At 43.9% G+C, this 17,314-nt stretch carries 11 protein-coding genes; all 11 read left to right on the top strand.

Annotated features, from left to right (window positions below; genetic code table 11):
• Window positions 1-67: 67 nt before the first annotated feature.
• The 11 genes from AC0VYE_RS25045 to AC0VYE_RS24995 all read left to right on the top strand — a co-directional run bounded on the left by AC0VYE_RS25045 (window position 68) and on the right by AC0VYE_RS24995 (window position 17,301).
• Window positions 68-1,033, top strand: coding sequence for a metallophosphoesterase family protein (locus AC0VYE_RS25045; protein ID WP_475443234.1), 966 nt, complete (start codon window positions 68-70; stop codon window positions 1,031-1,033).
• 30 nt (window positions 1,034-1,063) lie between these two features.
• Complete coding sequence (locus AC0VYE_RS25040; protein ID WP_475443233.1) at window positions 1,064-2,653, top strand: DUF4091 domain-containing protein; 1,590 nt, start codon at window positions 1,064-1,066, stop codon at window positions 2,651-2,653.
• A gap of 121 nt (window positions 2,654-2,774) precedes the next feature.
• Window positions 2,775-3,788, top strand: a complete 1,014-nt coding sequence (locus AC0VYE_RS25035; RefSeq protein ID WP_475443232.1) for a sensor histidine kinase — start codon at window positions 2,775-2,777, stop codon at window positions 3,786-3,788.
• Entirely contained in the window at window positions 3,778-5,214 is a 1,437-nt protein-coding gene (locus AC0VYE_RS25030; RefSeq protein ID WP_475443231.1) for a response regulator transcription factor, read from the top strand. Before AC0VYE_RS25035 ends, AC0VYE_RS25030 begins: the two co-directional genes overlap by 11 nt.
• 291 nt (window positions 5,215-5,505) lie before the next feature.
• Entirely contained in the window at window positions 5,506-6,819 is a 1,314-nt protein-coding gene (locus tag AC0VYE_RS25025; protein ID WP_076267732.1) for an ABC transporter substrate-binding protein, read from the top strand.
• Window positions 6,820-6,903: 84 nt separating this feature from the next.
• Window positions 6,904-9,846 (top strand): extracellular solute-binding protein, encoded by a 2,943-nt coding sequence (locus AC0VYE_RS25020; RefSeq protein ID WP_475443230.1) that lies wholly within the window; start codon window positions 6,904-6,906, stop codon window positions 9,844-9,846.
• 18 nt (window positions 9,847-9,864) lie between these two features.
• Window positions 9,865-10,839, top strand: a complete 975-nt coding sequence (locus AC0VYE_RS25015; protein WP_475443229.1) for a carbohydrate ABC transporter permease — start codon at window positions 9,865-9,867, stop codon at window positions 10,837-10,839.
• A 5-nt stretch (window positions 10,840-10,844) separates the two neighbouring features.
• Window positions 10,845-11,726, top strand: coding sequence for a carbohydrate ABC transporter permease (locus AC0VYE_RS25010; RefSeq protein ID WP_076271716.1), 882 nt, complete (start codon window positions 10,845-10,847; stop codon window positions 11,724-11,726).
• Between the two features lie 20 nt (window positions 11,727-11,746).
• Window positions 11,747-13,840, top strand: a complete 2,094-nt coding sequence (locus AC0VYE_RS25005; RefSeq protein WP_475443228.1) for a YIP1 family protein — start codon at window positions 11,747-11,749, stop codon at window positions 13,838-13,840.
• 12 nt (window positions 13,841-13,852) lie between these two features.
• Window positions 13,853-16,402, top strand: a complete 2,550-nt coding sequence (locus AC0VYE_RS25000) for a DUF5696 domain-containing protein (protein WP_475443227.1) — start codon at window positions 13,853-13,855, stop codon at window positions 16,400-16,402.
• Entirely contained in the window at window positions 16,399-17,301 is a 903-nt protein-coding gene (locus tag AC0VYE_RS24995; protein WP_321166097.1) for a carbohydrate ABC transporter permease, read from the top strand. The genes AC0VYE_RS25000 and AC0VYE_RS24995 overlap by 4 nt, the downstream gene beginning before the upstream one ends.
• The last annotated feature ends 13 nt before the right edge of the window (window positions 17,302-17,314 follow it).

The following is a 17,314-nucleotide window of genomic DNA, read 5'->3' as shown; positions in this document are numbered from 1 at the left end:
GAGTGAAATGGGCTGTGTTCATACAATTCAAGTACAGCATTCTTTACAGTGAAAGGAGCTCAGCCGGATGAGAAATAAAATGAAATTTCGTGAGGATGGTACCTTCGTCATTGTCCAATTTTCCGATGTGGAGTTTATAGACGCGGGAGATTATGACCCGGATACACCGGAATTTAATCGCATGACGAGGGAGACAATGGAAAGCGTTATCAAACAAGAGAAGCCGGATCTAATCGTATTTGCCGGTGATGTTACAGCTAGCGCCAGAGGAAATGATCCGATTCAATCCTTACGCGATGCTGTCGCGGTAGCGGAGGAGAGCGGCATTCCATGGGCAGCTGTATTCGGCAATCATGATTCAGAAGGAGCCGTTTCTCGTGAGCAAATGCATGAAGAACAGCTAGCCCACAGCTACTGTGTCGCTGAGGCCGATCCTCCGAATGTAAGCGGGTCTGGTAATTATATCATTACTCTTCTTGACCAAAATGATGAAACGGCCGCTGCTTTGTATTTCCTCGACAGCGGTGATTATTCTTCTAACCCGTCGGTTGGCGGCTATGACTGGATTCGAAGAGATCAAATTGAATGGTATGTCTCTGAATCGCAGAAATTGTCGTCCATTAACAACGATTCGCCCTTACCAGCATTGGCGTTCTTTCATATTCCTCTGCCGGAGTATCAAGAGGTATGGAATAATCAGACTTGTCTGGGACACTGCTTTGATGGAGTAAGCGCACCGGTTATAAATTCCGGTTTCTTCTCGGCGATGGTGGAGATGGGAGATGTAATGGGGACGTTTGTTGGCCATGATCATGCGAATGACTTTAGCGGAACGCTGCATGGTATCCACCTTTGTTACGGCCGATCTACGCGATATGTGAGTTATGTTGATAATGTCCGCAAGGATCATTTTCAAACGGGAGCAAGAGTTATCCGATTAAAGGCAGGCGAGCGGAATTTCGATACATGGATTCGCCAAAATGACGGAACGATTGCGGTTTTGCCTGAGCATCATCCGAACCAGTCCGACTAATTATAAAAGCTTGTGCGAGGAGGCTTGTTGATGAATTGGCAAATATTCGATGTGAATGAGTGGGTTTATCCGGATACTGAATTATCAGATGCAGGGGCGAGAAGCATTAATCTAGAGACGGCGCGAGGCACCTATATTGGCTGCCAAATCTTGTTGGAGGGACTCCCTTCTAATGCGAAAATAACATGGGAATATGTCTCGGCCGAGTCTGAATTTGTGAAAAATACGTCCATGTATCAGCTCATTGATGTTCAGGTGAATGAGAATACAGGGCCTGATTATTCCACCGTACCTGTAGGCACTCCAGCCGATTATGTAACACGACTTGCGCCGTTCCGTGTATACGATGCTTTAAAGCCGGTCGGCGAGGAATTCCAAGCACGTGCTGAAAAAGATGCCCTATATGTTTGCTGGAAAGTGGACGAATCCGCAAATCCACATCAGCATGTCGGGGAGCTGCGTTTCCATATTGATAGCAATAGCTATGTCATTCCTGTTGAAATAGAGGTCTTTAAAGCTAAAGTTGCCAAAGAGGAAACGCTGTCGATTACGAATTGGTTCTCATTTGGCAATATTGCAAAGTGGCATAACCTCGAAAAATGGTCGGAGCCCTTCTGGAACATGGTTTACCAATACGGAGAAGCGATGCGCCGGACTCGTCAAACTCATTTCTTAGTCGGCATGGAACTGGTTGATATTAAGGAAACGGGAAGCGGCAGCTATGAATTTGACTTCTCGCGCGTCGAGACGTTAATCAAAATGTTTCTAGGACTGGGCTTCACCCGTATAGAAGGCGGGCATATAGCTGGTCGAAGAGGCTGGGACGATTCTTTTTTTGTTTTAAACTATGATACCAACATAAAAGCAACAAGCCCGGAAGGCTATACATTTATATCGCAATACCTATCTTCCTGGAATAAGTTCCTTGCCACTAACGGCTGGTTGAGCTTAACCGTACAGCATATTGCTGATGAACCGCTTGAAGAGTCGGCTCAAGATTATCGGGTCTTGGCAGGCATAGTTAGAAAGTTCATGCCGGGGGTTCCACTTATTGACGCAATCATTCATACGGAACTAGAAGGAGCATTAGATATTTGGGTGCCGACGAATAGGGACTATGATCGCAACCAATCGGCTTACGAAAGAATTCAGGCTGGCGGAGATACGCTATGGTTTTATACATGCTGGAACCCAGGCGGTCATTATATGAATCGCTTTCTAGATATTCCGCTTCTCAAAACAAGATTTCTGCATTGGGGCAATTACTTATACAAAATGGATGGCTATCTCCACTGGGGATTGAATTATTACCTGGAAGGTCAGGATCCATTTGAATTGACAAACCCCATGCTTGCTCCAAGCGTTCACGCCAAAAGGGTGCCTGCCGGCGATACCCATATCGTCTATCCGGGTACGGATGGACCTTGGCTAAGCATGAGGCTGGAGTCAATGAGGATGGGCATTGAGGATTATGAATTGCTTCAACAGATAGCTCAAGCTGACCGTAAAATAGCGGATGAGCTAGTAAACTCCTGCATGACAAGCTTTACAGAAGCAACTACCGATGCAGCAGCATTTCAGCAAGTACATCGACGATTGCTAGAAGCCGCATCCATCTGATTGATACCTTACTAACACCATAACTTCCTGCTAAGCGCTTGATATTTTTATTTATCAGTTTCTTAGTGGGGAGTCCCCACATCATTTTCATCAACCTACGCATGAGAATGGAGCGATAGACGTGTCCTTGCTGCGTAAGCTTTCGATTCGTTCACAGTTATCCATAATCGCGTTATCTATCACCTTTGTCTTACTTTTCATCTTATGCACCAGTTATTTGCAAATGGCTAAGATCATTAGCTCAAACAGTGAAAAATATTCGAGCGAGATTGTAGATATGATCCCTAAAGACGCACTGATGCGCGACATGAACGCGATTCGCTTTTCTTTTATTTGGATATTTGTGTTTGGAGCTGTTTTCGCAGCAGTTATGTTCACTATTATTACAAGCAACATTTTGCTTAACAAGAACGATTCCTTAGCCAAAGAGCTTCTGGATACAAATGCGGTGCTTTCCTTCATGCAGCTAGAGAAGAAGAAAGCTGAGCTTGCATACCTGCGCTGCCAAATTAATCCTCATTTTCTCTATAATACGCTGGAAATGATCAAAGGAATGGCTGCAGTAAAAGGGGTTCTTGAAATTAGAGAGGCTGCCGCTTTGCTTGGAAGTATATTTCATTACAGCGTTAAGGGGGGAGGAAATGTTCCCCTGGACAAGGAGCTTTCTATCATCGAGTCATATTTACAAATTCAAAAGCTACGTTTTGGTACCCGCTTTAGTGTGAAATTTGATATCGATGGTCTTGCCCGCAACTGCCATGTGCCGAAGATGATTTTACAGCCAATTGTCGAAAATGCGGTTTATCACGGACTAGAGTTAAATGAAAAGCAAGGTTTATTGAGGATAAGCGCTTATCTGGATGTGTACAGAGACTTGATTATCGTCATTGAGGACGATGGGGTAGGGATGAATCAAGCTCAACTGGAGCGGGTCCAATCTACATTGTCGGACTCGGAGCCTAGTGGATTGCTGATAGGCGAGAGAGATAACAGCATCGGTTTTGCCAATGTGAATGTAAGGATCAAGCTGATCTGTGGTTCAGAGTATGGACTTGATATTGCTAGCAAGGAAGGTGAAGGAACTCGGGTAACGGTGAAGCTATCGACGAAGGGGGAATTTTCGAATGTATTATAAGGTTCTGCTAGTTGATGATGAAGCATGGGTTGCTGAGAGTCTTAAGGCGAGTGTTAATTGGCATGCTTATGGGTTTGAGGTTGTGGGAATGGCTCATAACGGGACAGAGGCACTGACCATGTTTGAAGCTATACTTCCCGATATCGTATTCACCGATATCCGTATGCCAGGTATGAATGGTCTGGAGCTAATTAAAAAAGCACGTGAGCTTCCGCATAAAGCGCAATTTATTGTCGTAAGCGGCTATGCAGAATTTGCTTATGCGCAGAAGGCGCTCTCTTATGGTGCGCTTGCTTATTGCCTTAAGCCGTTCGATGAAGAGGATATTATATCGATCCTAAGCAAATTCAAGAAAAATAATGAAGCACAACATGAGACAGCTGAAAATCCACTTCAATTATTTTTGGAAGAACCAAACGAAACAAATCGCAATAGGCTTACACACAAGCTCGAACAATATGGCCTAATCGATGGCTTTAATGATGGAGTTGGCCTAATCGTCTGTTCCACTATCGGTAATGAGTCAGTACAGGCTTCAGAGAACTATTTGCAGGTTAAGATCGGAAGATCAAAGTCACTGTATCTCGTGGCCTGGGCTCAATTGGAGAAGACAATTAATGAAATAAGCAAAGGGATGCCTGATTGGATCCGTGGAATTGGCGTAAGTGAAAAAATAACAGAAATAGAGAAACTAAAGGAATCGGTTGAAATCGCGAATTCATTAGCTGATCATTATTTTATTACTGGTAAAGCAGCGATATTTCGCAAAAAAAACCCGATACGCAAACCTTTTAACGAAATGCTGAAGAGAATTGATGATGCTATTCGAATAGGTGATATAGCTGCTGCGAATGTTGCTTTTGACCAAGTACTCGTCCTGTTCAGAGAAGGAAGTCTGACTATTAGCCATGCACTGCAGCTTTATAATATCGTACTTTCATTCATGTACCAGTTTGGAATTGAGCTGTCCGATAAGATGTTATATAGCAATGAACTGCTGCTTGCTTCTTTTGGCTCTCTATCTGAAATGATTCATTGTTTACGTCAATATGTAAGCAGATATATTCTTGAAGCGACTGAAAATGTCTCACAAGAAATTAGCAATGAAACCTTTAGAGCTATTCTGAACTATGTGAATCAAAATTACATTCAAGATATATCGATACAGAGCTTATCGATCAAGTTTTATACAAACCCTAGTTATATCAGTCAATTATTCAAAAAGGAAGTAGGTGAGACGTTTACAGCATATATCGCCAAATTACGCATTACCTATGCCTGCAAGCTGCTTGGCAATACTAATTTAATGGTGGGTGAAATTGCAGAAAAGGCGGGATATCAGGATTATTTCTACTTCACAAAAATTTTCAAAAAAGTTGTTGGTACCACGCCATCAAGGTTCCGTGCGGAGATGAAGCTCGCGTAGGCGCTTCTTTTATTAGAGGGTATACCTGCTCACGGTGTATTAGTATGTAAAATTTTTAGATAATCTATCGTTATTTATTATGAGATTTGATGGACCTTATCGTTTAGGTTATTTATGTAGAAAAAGTATGAATTTGTACAGATACCTCGCTCTAAACCAAACTCTTATAATTAGGATTACAACCAAATGTAACCGCTTTCAAATATGCTCCAATCCTTATACATTAGGCGATCATTCATTTGGGTTTAGTAGGGAATGTATCCAAAAAATGATATTAAGGGGGAAAGAAAAATGAAGCTAAAATTATTAACGATGATGCTGGTTTTTGCAATGTTTGTATTTACTGGCTGCTCGCAAAATTCCGGATCTAATGCGCCTAAGGATGAGCCAACCCCGGCTCCTACAACGGAGACCGTCGAGGAGACGGCAACGGAAGCGCCACCTTCAACTGCGCCAGTCGATGAGAAGATTGACTTCAAAGGCGGAACGATCCGCATCGGGCAATGGTGGGGAATGGAAAACTATTTGAATGAGGAAGAGAAGGAAATGCAGCGCAAAGCAGAGGAAAAATACAATGTGAAAATTGAGTATGTAACCGTACCTTTCGCTGAGATTCAATCAAGAATAGTAACAACTTCCGTAGCAGGGCAGCCTTTTGCCGACATTATTATGATTCCGACGGAATGGGCGATTCCAAAGATGGTTAGTGAGGGGTATCTTCGCAATATTGACGACCTAGTGGATATGAAAGACCCTAACTGGAATCAAGTTATGTTGAAGAATGGCAGCTACGGCGGGAAGCAGTACAGCTTCACTGACAAGGACAATAACGGCAATGGATTCTACTATAACAAAACGTTAATTCAAAAATTCGGTTTAGAAGATCCTTATGAATTGCAGGAAAAGGGGGAATGGACTTGGGATAAGTTTCTAGCGATGGCCAAAGCCGCTACGAAGGATGGCGTATTCGGCGTAACTCCTTACGATACAGCTTCGAGCCTAACGCTTCCTTTCATTTACTCCAATAACGGATCTGTAACGAAAGATGACCAAATTACATTTGAGGGACCGGAAGCATTAGAAGCTATACAGTTTGTCTCCGATTTATACAATGTTCATAAAGTTGTGGGCGGATCTTTTGTGGAAGGTAAAGCGCTATTCTATCCTGGAGCTCGTTGGGTTTCAGCAGATTTCAATGGCAGCCTGGCAGATGACTGGGGTTATGTATTCTTTCCTAAGGGTCCTAAAGCAACCGAATATGTTGTTCCAATAACTGTAAACATGTGGCATCTGATGGCGGATGTAGAAAACCCTAAAGCAGTTATGACAGTTTGGCAGGAGCTTTATGAGAGAAACCCTGAAAAAGGCTATGATGGCGTAATTCGTGGAGAAGAAGCTAACTTTAGAAGTGAAGAGGGTCTCAATACGCTGCGTAAAATGCTTGGTAACGGAACGGTGATGCAGTTCTTTGCCTATGATGGCTTCCAGGGTTATTTCGATGAAGCGATTAATAATATCATGACAGGAAAAGCGACACCTGCAAGTGAACTTGCGAGAATTAAACCGCTTGCTCAGGCTGCAATTGATGTGACTTTGAAGAAATAGGATTTGGTTGCATAAAACGCTGCGCGCACCCCAATTCATTTCTATGGTTGGGGTGCTGCTCATAAGCGGGAAGGGGGATTCCATATGGCCAACGTCAATAAATATGGAATAGTCAAGGTAGTACTTTTAGTCACGCTCTCTGCTGTGTGTATCCTGCCCCAGAGCTTTCAATCAAAGGGGATGTCCACGGTAAAGGCAGCCTCAAATGCTGCTGATACATCTGAAACTATCTCGGAGCAGATGCTCGGTAGTAAAAGTGAGAACGGATACGACCAATATTTGGTGAAGCATCAGAATGCGCCTAGGCCTGATCAAGAGATTATCATCCCAGGAGATACCTTCTCTAAAGTGGTAGACATGAAGGCTAACGTCGTTAACGACATGGCTGGATTGGCGGGCAATGCGGTTGAATCGGATGAAACGGGAAGTATCTCATGGGAGTTCGATGTAACGAATGAAGGCTTATATAATATTGCAATAAATTTTTATCCAATGGAGGGTAAGGGTGCGGATATTGACCGCGAGCTGCTGGTTGATGGAGAAGCGCCGTTTGCTGAGAGCAGAAACTTAGTGTTCGGAAGAGTTTGGACGAGCAAAGCGGAAATTGCACGTGATAAGCGTGGGAATGACACCCATGTCCAGCAGGTAGAGCTGCCGATGTGGCAGGAGACATACGCACAAAGTGCGGATGGTCGCCACAATGAACCCTATTTATATTACTTTACACAAGGGAAGCACAGCATCACTTTAGTTTCCGCAAAGGAAAAGATGCTGATTCGTTCTATCAAGCTGAACCAAGTTGAACAAGCGAAGGGTTACGAAGCGGTTGCCGCTGAATATGAATCGAATGGTTATAAAGATGCTTCTGATGTCATGATCAAGGTTCAAGGGGAATTAGCGTCCTTGAAGTCAAGTCAAGTACTTTATCCGATGATGGATCGCAGCAGCCCGTCTACCGAGCCTTATCATATGTCTCAAATCCGACTCAATACGATTGGCGGCTTCAACTGGTCGGAATCCGGTCAGTGGATGACTTGGGATATAGAAGTGCCGGAAGATGGACTTTATCATATCGGCATTAAATATAAACAAAGCTTTCAACGAGGTATGATTTCTTATCGCAAAATGTATATTGACGGCAAGCTGCCGTTTCAGGAGGCTGATGGCATTGCCTTTGGTTTCTCAACGAACTGGGAAATGAATGAGCTTGGAGACGGGAAGAGTCCGTACCAATTTTATTTAACGAAAGGCAAGCACGAGATTAAGCTTGAAGTGACACTCGGAGAAATGGCATTGCTGCTGCGAACAGTGGAGTCCAGCGTGCTTGATCTAAATTATATTTTCCGGCGCATTATTATGGTGACGGGCACGGTACCGGATGAATATCGGGATTATCAGCTTGATAAAAAAATTCCAGAGATGATTGAAGTTTTCACCAAACAAATTGAAGTGTTGAAATCTATAGTTGAGCGTGTAGAGAAAATATCTGGCGGCAGCAGTGATCGCACAGCTTCATTGAATCGGCTCATTTTTCAGCTGCAAGACATGGTAGATGCTCCAGAGACAATAGCACGCCGGTTAGAGACGTTCAAATCCAATACAAGCTCATTAGGAGATTGGATTTATTCTATCAATTATATGCCTTTATCGATTGATTATCTTGTCATCGCCTCTCCTGATAAGAAAATGCCTGCTGTCAAAGCGAAGTTTTTCAAAAGAATGAAGCATCAAGTGGGTACGTTCATGCTCTCTTTCTTCACCGATTACAATGTGCTCGGTTCGACGGAGAAAGGCAGTAAAAAAATCACGGTGTGGATGACGCAGGGGATTGATCAGGCAAAAATTGCGAAGCGGCTTATTGATGAGTCATTTACTCCTGAAACCGGAGTTGCCGTCGACATAAAAGTGGTCAGTGAAGGCGTGCTCATGCAAGCCATGCTGGCAGGACGCGGTCCTGATGTTTCCTTCGCTCTGCCGGAAGATAAACCAGTCAATTATGCCTTGCGGAATGCAGTGGAGGATTTATCCAAATATCCTGGGTTCGACAAGGTGAAGCAGCGCTTCCATGAGAGCGCATTCGTTCCTTATGAATTTAATAAGGGAACATTCGCGCTGCCTATTGAGCAGCAATTTCCGGTTTTATTTTATCGGAAGGATATTCTCGAGGAAATGAATCTGGAGATTCCGCAAACATGGGAGGATGTCTTTGAGATCATTCCTGAGCTGCAGAAGCAAAATCTGTTATTCGGCTTCCCTATTCAGGTTTTGGTGAAAACGGGGGCGAACGTACAAGATAACGCTACATTGCCGGTTAACTTTACCTTTGGCACGATGCTGTTCCAAAACGGCGGGGAAATTTATCGCAAAGGTGATAAAGCCAGCGCACTAGATACTGAGATGTCTGTAAAATCATTTATCGATTGGACGGAATTATATACGACCTATAAGCTGCCGTTAACGACCGACTTCGTGAACCGTTTCCGCAGTGGAGAGATGCCAATCGCGATTGCTGACTATACGAGATTCAATCTCATCAACGTCGTTGCACCGGAGCTGAAAGGACTATGGAATTTTACTCTTGTGCCAGGACTTGAGCAGGCTGACGGCACTATTCACCGGGAAGTGCCTGCAACTGGAACCGCTGCTATTATGCTGAAGGACAGTAAGCATAAGGAGGACGCATGGTCCTTCCTAGATTGGTGGACCAGCACGGGCGTACAGGCGAAGTACAGTCTTGAAATTGAAGCCATTTTCGGGCCGGCTGGAAGAACTTCCACAGCTAATCTGGAAGCGGTGGCTCGGATTCCTTGGCAGGTAAAGGATTACAACGTATTGATGGAGCAGTGGAAATGGGCAAAGGGATTGCCTGAGGTTGCTGGCGGATATTTCACTGGACGTCATCTTGACAATGCGTTCCGCAGCGTCGTTATCTCTAACGAGGATCCACGTGAAGCGATAGACCATTATACGAAATTTATTAATGAGGAAATTGTAAAAAAACGAAAAGAGTTCGGCTTGCCAAACTAGAGAGAGGGGGCGGTTGTATTGTCAGGCCCAAATCAAGCAAGCGTTGAATTGCAGGGTCCAAGCAGATTGAAGAGGCAGCCTAGCGAGAGGCAGAAGAGGCTTGCTCATCTACGGGGCGAGATTAGTGTGAAACGGCATGGCTATGTGCTCCTTGCTCCATACTTCATACTCTTCTTTATCTTCACCGCCTTCCCAGTCCTTATGGCATTCGGACTTAGCTTCACGGATTTTAATGTACTTGAAGCGCCAGGCTGGGTGGGTTGGGAAAACTATGCCAACTTGTTCGTCAAGGATGAAGTTTTTTTAATTGCTTTGAAAAATACGCTGCTGTTCGCGGCGATAACCGGTCCGCTCAGCTATATCGTTTGCTTCTTTCTCGCATGGCTCATCAACGAGCTTTCACCTAAAATAAGGTCTATTATAACGCTTTTATTTTATGCGCCTTCGATTTCAGGAAATGTATATTTGATATGGCAAGTTGCCTTCTCTGGCGATTCTTTCGGCTATATCAACGCATTCCTGATGAAATGGGGATTTATTCTTGAACCGATTCAATGGCTGCAGGATCCCAAATACATGCTGGCGATTATTATGCTGGTTCAGCTCTGGTTAAGCCTCGGTACAGCCTTTCTGGCTTTTATCGCTGGATTACAAGGAATGGATATGACGCTAATTGAAGCTGGTGCGATCGATGGCATAAGAAATCGCTGGCAGGAGCTGTGGTTTATTACATTGCCTTCGCTGCGTCCGATGCTGATGTTTGGCGCGGTTATGCAGATTACATCTTCGTTCGCGGTCGCAGATGTGGCAACAAGCCTAGTCGGCTTCCCAAGCCCGCAGTATGCGGGACATACAATAGTAACGCATCTGAATGATTTCGGGACGATCCGTTTCGAGATGGGCTATGCTAGTGCGATTGCAACCGTATTATTCGCGATTATGCTTGGCTCGAACTTGGTCGTGCAGAAATTGCTTCGGAAGGTGGGTGACTAGAGAGCATGAATATAAGCTTTCGTCTGCGTCGAGAGAAGAAACTTAATCGTTCCCTTCCTGTTGATATAGCTCTATTTCTAATATTGCTAGGAGCGGGAGCATTCATGGCAGTGCCTTTCGTTTTCATGATCAGCACTGCGTTAAAGCCTTTGGATGAGATGTTCCTGTTTCCACCTACATTTATTGTACGTTCTCCGACAGTGGATAACTTTTATGATTTGTTACTTATTTTTTCTGATTCATGGGTACCGCTTTCTCGCTATGTGTTTAATACGGTTTTTGTTGCATTAACCGGTACGGTCGGGCACGTCATTTTAGCTTCCATGGCAGCGTATCCGCTAGCGAAGCTGAAGCTTCCAGGCGGCAATATCCTATTTGGAATTGTTATTCTATCGCTGATGTTTGCTTCACAGGTAACGTCCATTCCCAACTATTTAACGATTACGTGGCTGGGTTTGCTCGACTCTTATTGGGCGCTGATTTTCCCGGCTCTAGCAACTTCGCTGGGTTTGTTTCTAATGAAGCAATTTATGGAGCAAATCCCTGATGCGATAATCGAAGCCGCGAAGATTGATGGTGCGAGCGAGTACCGGATCTTTTGGACCATAGTCATGCCAATGGTTAAGCCAGCGTGGCTAACCCTTATTATTTTCTCCTTTAAAGGCTTATGGGGAACAGGCAGCGGGGGCCAAGGCGCTTCCTATGTGTTTAGTGAACAGTTAAAAACGATGGACTATGCCTTTAGCCAAATTTTGTCCGGAGGATTTGCTCGTTCAGGACCGATGGCTGCCGCTGCGCTCATTATGATGCTTGTGCCGGTTACGATCTTTATCGTGACGCAAAGCAGCGTGATTCAGACAATGTCGACATCAGGCCTGAAAGAATAAAAGAGAAAGGGGGAACGCAATTGGCGTCCATAAGGGGCATTGCATCATTTCTTATCCTTATGTGCTTCATTACCGGCTTCGCTGTTCCGGCTTATGCTCTGCCTGATCACGGATACAACTATTCCTACTGGGAAGAGGCGGAGCCAGCGCCGTATCCTTATCTGGCCGAAAAGCATGTGGATGGATCGGAGCTTGGTATCGGCCATTTTAATGTTCCGCAGGATTTATTTGTTGCCAAGGATCATCGGATTTATATCGCAGACACAGGTAATAATCGCATCGTCAGCTTAGATGAGAATGGCAAACTTATTCGTACGATAGACGGCTTCGACAATAACGGCAAGAAGGAAACCTTTAACAAGCCTTATGGCATATTTGTCGATGCGTCACAAAATATGTACGTAGCGGATACGTACAACAATCGGATCGTTAAGCTCAGCAATGATGGAACTCTCATTCAATTGTTCGGAGCTCCTGAGTCCAGCATACTCCCGGAAGGGTTTCAATATTTCCCCTTCAAGCTGTACGTTGATAAGTTTGATCGGATTTACGTGATTGCGCAAGGTGCCTTTGAGGGGATTATGGAGCTTGACGCTTCAGGTGGTTTTAAAGGCTATATCGGAACGAACAAAGTAAGATTTAATCCAACTGACTTGCTGTGGAAACGTTTATCGACCAAGGAGCAAGTCGGGAAAATGGAGTTATTCCTGCCGGTTGAATTCAGTAATTTGGATGTCGATGATCGCGGCCTAATCTATGCCGTATCTTCGGAGGCTAATTCGAATACACCAATTAAGAGGTTTAATCCCAGTGGGGAGGACATCTTGCGCCGTGAAGGCTATTTCCCTCCGATGGGAGACATCTCGGTTATTCGACTTGACCCAACAAAGAGTGTAGTGAGTGACCAAAAAAATAGAGGAAGCTCTAGATTCATTGATGTAGTGTCCGATGAAAGCGGCATGTATAGCGGCTTAGACTCCACTCGCAACCGCATCTTTACCTATGACCGCGATGGCAACCTGCTCTATCAATTTGGGGGAATAGGCACACAGGCTAATAACTTTCAAAAACCGGTGGCCCTTTCAATGCTCGGAGAGCGAATAGCGGTTCTGGATAATGAGATGAACCGGATGACGATTTTTGCGCCGACTCGCTATGGCAAACTAATTCGGCAAGCTGTAAAGGCCCATTATGCGGGCAAGGTGGATGAAGCTGCTGATTCATGGAATAAGGTGCTTCAATTAAACGCTAATTTCGATATCGCTTATATTAGTATGGGCAAAGCGTTTCTCAAGAAAAACGAGAACAAGATGGCCATGAATTATTTCAAAAACGGAAATAACAGGAAGTATTATTCAGAAGCTTTCAAACAATACCGCAAGCAATATGTATGGGATCATTTCGGTTCCATTATGACGGTTCTACTCTCTGCTGCCGCGCTCTTCGTTGCGATCCGTATCTATTGGGTCAAAAGAAAGCCGAAGCTCTACTTTGTTGAAACCAATATTGTAAAAGCGCCTTTCTATACAATGATGAGACCTTTCAACGGATTCTGGGAGATGAAGTATGAACAGAAGGGTCGAGTGAAAATTGCGCTGATTATTGTGTTGTTACTTGTCGTGACGATGATTTTGAAGCGGCAATACTCGGGCTTTGTTGTTAATTTCAATAAGCTAAGCACACTTAACAGCGTGGATGAGCTTATCTATATTGTGCTGCCATTTATTTTGTTTTGTGTGGCTAACTGGTCACTGACAACATTAATGGACGGTGAAGGAAAGTTTCTTGAGATTATTACGGCTGTTGGTTATTCGCTGCTGCCGTTCATTATTTTGTACCTGCCGCAAGTCTTATTCAGTAATATGATTACGCATGAAGAAGCCCCTTTTTATTATTTGATTGAGTCTGCTGCTATTTGCTGGTTTTTGTGGTTGTTGTTCGTGGGTATGATGACCATTCACCAATACTCTATTTTCAAAACATTACTGACTTTATTCCTCACCGTTGTAGTCATGGTTTTTATTGTTTTCCTATGCATCCTTTGTTTTAGCTTACTGCAGCAGATGACCACTTTCATACTTTCAATCTATTCAGAAATCAGGGCAAGAGCGTGAGGAGGTGCGTACATGAATAAGGGAAAGAAACGGACGATATTGATAATGCTATGCTGTCTTATTGCAGCATCATGCCTATACGAAACCATGTTCAGAAGCGAGATGGAGGCTGCGAACGAGAGTCAGAAAGTGAAGAAAGATAACCACGAAGTGACTATCGCTTCCGAAATGAGCGCACTTCCGGGTGGAATGGGTATGATTGCTGAGAATGAGCATCTGCAGCTATTTATCGATAAGAAGACGACTGAGGTCAGTGTGAGGGAGAAACGCAACGGGCAAGTCTGGTCGACCAATCCCATTGATCATGCCAAAGATACGATTGCAACGGCAATTAATAAAACCAATCTAGCCTCACAGCTGATTATTTCGTACTTCAATGACAAAGGGCATGAGTCCTTTATGAATAATGAAGAAGAGAGCATTAAGAAGAATCAGTTTGAGATTGCTCTCGTTGATAACGGGGTCAAAATCACTTACGAAATCGGAAGCTCAGAGAAGGGTCTAAGTTCTATCCCGAAAGCTGTCGGCAAAGAACGGTTTGAAGAACGAATCTTGAACAAAATTGCGGATGAAGCAGTTAGAAATAAGCTTCGTACTCGTTTTTTCTACAACGAGGAGAAGCAGCAGTATGAGCGCAAAAAAATGCAGGATTATGTCGTAAAGGACGTCGTGGCAGTTCTTGAGTCCATCGGCTATACGGCTGAAGATGCACAAGAGGATAACCAGATGGTGGAGAGTGGGGATCAGGCAGAAAATGTAGCACCTCGATTTACTATCCCGCTTATCTACCAGCTTGAGGGTGAGAATCTCATTGCACGAATTGCAACGGATGAGGTGATGGATTCGGACGCATTCCCCCTTCATACGATGCAATTACTTCCATTTTTCGGAGCCGCTGATCATGAGGCTGAAGGTTATATGTTTGTGCCGGATGGATCAGGAGCACTCATTTATTTGAACAATAACAACCATGCAGCACGTGCCTATGAGGTTCCGCTGTATGGCATCGATCAGACACCGCTGCAAAATTCGAGAACTGAGGTTCAGTATACACAGGTTTCTAGATTTCCTGTTTTTGGAATGAAGCAGGAGAATCACGCGATGTTTGCCATTATTGAACAGGGTGATGCCAAGGCAACAATAACGGCGGATACGAGCGGCAAGCTGAATAGCTATAACCGGGTAGGTGCCACTTTCAAAATGAAAGACATGGAACCAGTTGTGTTTAGAACGGGCTCGGTTACCAAGCAGGTTCCTAAATATTCGGAGATGTATGATAGTGGCCTTCAAATTCGCTATGCTTTTTTAGAAGACTCTTCTGCTGATTATAATGGAATGGCTAATTACTACAGGGACTATCTGATTAAGCATTATGGCTTGACTCGGCATAAAAACGGGAGCGACACGCCATTCGTTCTGGAGTTAATCGGCTCAATTCCTGTTCGTAAAAACTTCCTAGGTATTCCTTATCCATCTACTGAAGCGGTAACTACCTTTTCACAGGCGATAGAAATACTGGAGTCTTTGCAACAACGTGACATATCCCAAATCCAGCTCAAATATTCAGGTTGGTTTAACAAGGGCGTTCAGCACAGGCTGCCTTCATCGATCAAGCCGGATTCTATTCTTGGTGGAAAAAAGAAGTTTGAGAAATTATTAAATTATGCAGAGGAAAACAATATCGAGGTATATCCGGACGTTGCTTTTCAGAGGGTTTATGAAAATGGCAAGGGCTTTCAAGCATCAAAAGATGCCACGCGCTTCCTTAATCGTAAATCTGCTAAAAGCTTTGATGATGATATTGTAACAACCAATCCTTCAGATATGCTCTACTATTTGCTCTCACCTCGTAAATTGACGGGCGTGGTAGATAAGTTTCTGAAGAACTATAAATCATTTGACGCCGATGGTGTTTCCTTACGTGATTTGGGAGAGGATTTAAACAGTGATGTTACCTCTCATGAAACCGTTAACCGACAGGAAGCCATAGGGATTATAGGTGAAAATCTGCAGAAGATTAAAGAAGAAACCGGGAAAATCATGCTTAGCGGAGGGAATGCTTACACATTGCCGTATGCGAAGACGATCGTAAATGCTCCGCTCACGAGCAGTGAATTTAATATTGCTGACGAAGATGTGCCCTTCTACTCTATGGTTTTGCACGGATATGTGGACTATGCCGGAACGCCTATAAACCTCGGCCGTGATCAAGATCAGAGAACCGCCTTGCTAAAAACGCTGGAGACAGGATCCAATGTATTTTATCAATGGTTTTACGCACAGCCTACTATGATTCGTGATACGAAGCTGAACAGCTTATATTCTCCGCATTATGGAGATTGGCTTGAGGAGGCCGTTCAGCTATATAAGGAATCCAATGCCATCTTAAGGGATGTACAGGATCAGACGATTAAGGGTCACCGCAAGTTAGCTGATGAAGTATTCGAAACAACGTTTGAACAAGGCAAGAAAATAATAGTGAACTACAATAAATCTGCGGTAACGGTAGACGATATTTCTATTGAAGCACAGGGCTACCGCGTGATCGGCGGTGGATTATGATGAAACGTAAAAGTCCGACGCTGCAGCAGAAAAAGTCTAGACTAGGCATTCTTTTTGTAACTCCTTGGTTTCTAGGCTTTGTTTTCTTGTTTAGCATTCCATTGTATAAGTCCTTTCTGTATAGCTTAAATACGCTAACTCTTGGTAAGGGCGGCTTCGATACCAAATATGAAGGATTTTCATTTTATAAGCAGCTATTTATGTCGCATCCAACGTTCAATCGAACGCTGATTGAGGCAATTTCTGATATTTTAATTAATGTGCCGTCCATTACGATATTTAGTTTATTTGTCGCAACGTTGATTAATCAGAAATTTAGAGGAAGGATATTTGCGCGAGCCGTATTCTTTCTTCCGGTACTTCTTGCAGCCCCCGTGCTATCACTGGAGAACAGTTCCGAGATGGCATCCATTGCCTCAACGATTACGGGTTCTTCAAGTGAGGATGGAGGCTTTGCTTTTACTAGCTTTGAGCTTCAGCGAATGCTGGTTGAGGCGGGTGTAGGTAATGGGATTATTAGCTACATTACAGGATCCGTGGATCGAATTTATGAAATTATCAGCTCATCTGGTGTGCAGATACTGATATTCCTTGCAGCGCTCCAATCGATCTCACCATCTTTGTATGAAGCAGCGAAAATTGAGGGGACGACCGGTTATGAAGCGTTCTGGAAAATTACTTTCCCGATGCTTAGCCCTATTTTACTGACGAATATCGTGTATACCGTTATTGATTCCTATAGTACAAACGCATTAAGCCAGATGATAACGGATACGGCGTTTCAAACACTTAATTTCAGCCTCAGCGCAGCGATGGCGTGGGTGTACTTTCTTATCGTATCCGTCATTCTACTTGTGACTATGACACTCGTTTCACGCAAAGTATTTTATTACGATTAACAGGCAAAGGGGG

The organism is Pristimantibacillus sp. Z349TD_6, from assembly GCF_056173205.1.
This window is presented reverse-complemented; position numbering and strand designations above follow the sequence as displayed.

Bases quoted from the DNA above. Each gene is read 5' to 3' on its own strand.
- AC0VYE_RS25045 (WP_475443234.1), top strand. From the start codon at position 68: ATGAGAAATAAAATGAAATTTCGTGAGGATGGTACCTTCGTCATTGTC.
- AC0VYE_RS25040 (WP_475443233.1), top strand. From the start codon at position 1,064: ATGAATTGGCAAATATTCGATGTGAATGAGTGGGTTTATCCGGATACT.
- AC0VYE_RS25030 (WP_475443231.1), top strand. From the start codon at position 3,778: ATGTATTATAAGGTTCTGCTAGTTGATGATGAAGCATGGGTTGCTGAG.
- AC0VYE_RS25025 (WP_076267732.1), top strand. From the start codon at position 5,506: ATGAAGCTAAAATTATTAACGATGATGCTGGTTTTTGCAATGTTTGTA.
- AC0VYE_RS25020 (WP_475443230.1), top strand. From the start codon at position 6,904: ATGGCCAACGTCAATAAATATGGAATAGTCAAGGTAGTACTTTTAGTC.
- AC0VYE_RS25010 (WP_076271716.1), top strand. From the start codon at position 10,845: ATGAATATAAGCTTTCGTCTGCGTCGAGAGAAGAAACTTAATCGTTCC.
- AC0VYE_RS25000 (WP_475443227.1), top strand. From the start codon at position 13,853: ATGAATAAGGGAAAGAAACGGACGATATTGATAATGCTATGCTGTCTT.
- AC0VYE_RS24995 (WP_321166097.1), top strand. From the start codon at position 16,399: ATGATGAAACGTAAAAGTCCGACGCTGCAGCAGAAAAAGTCTAGACTA.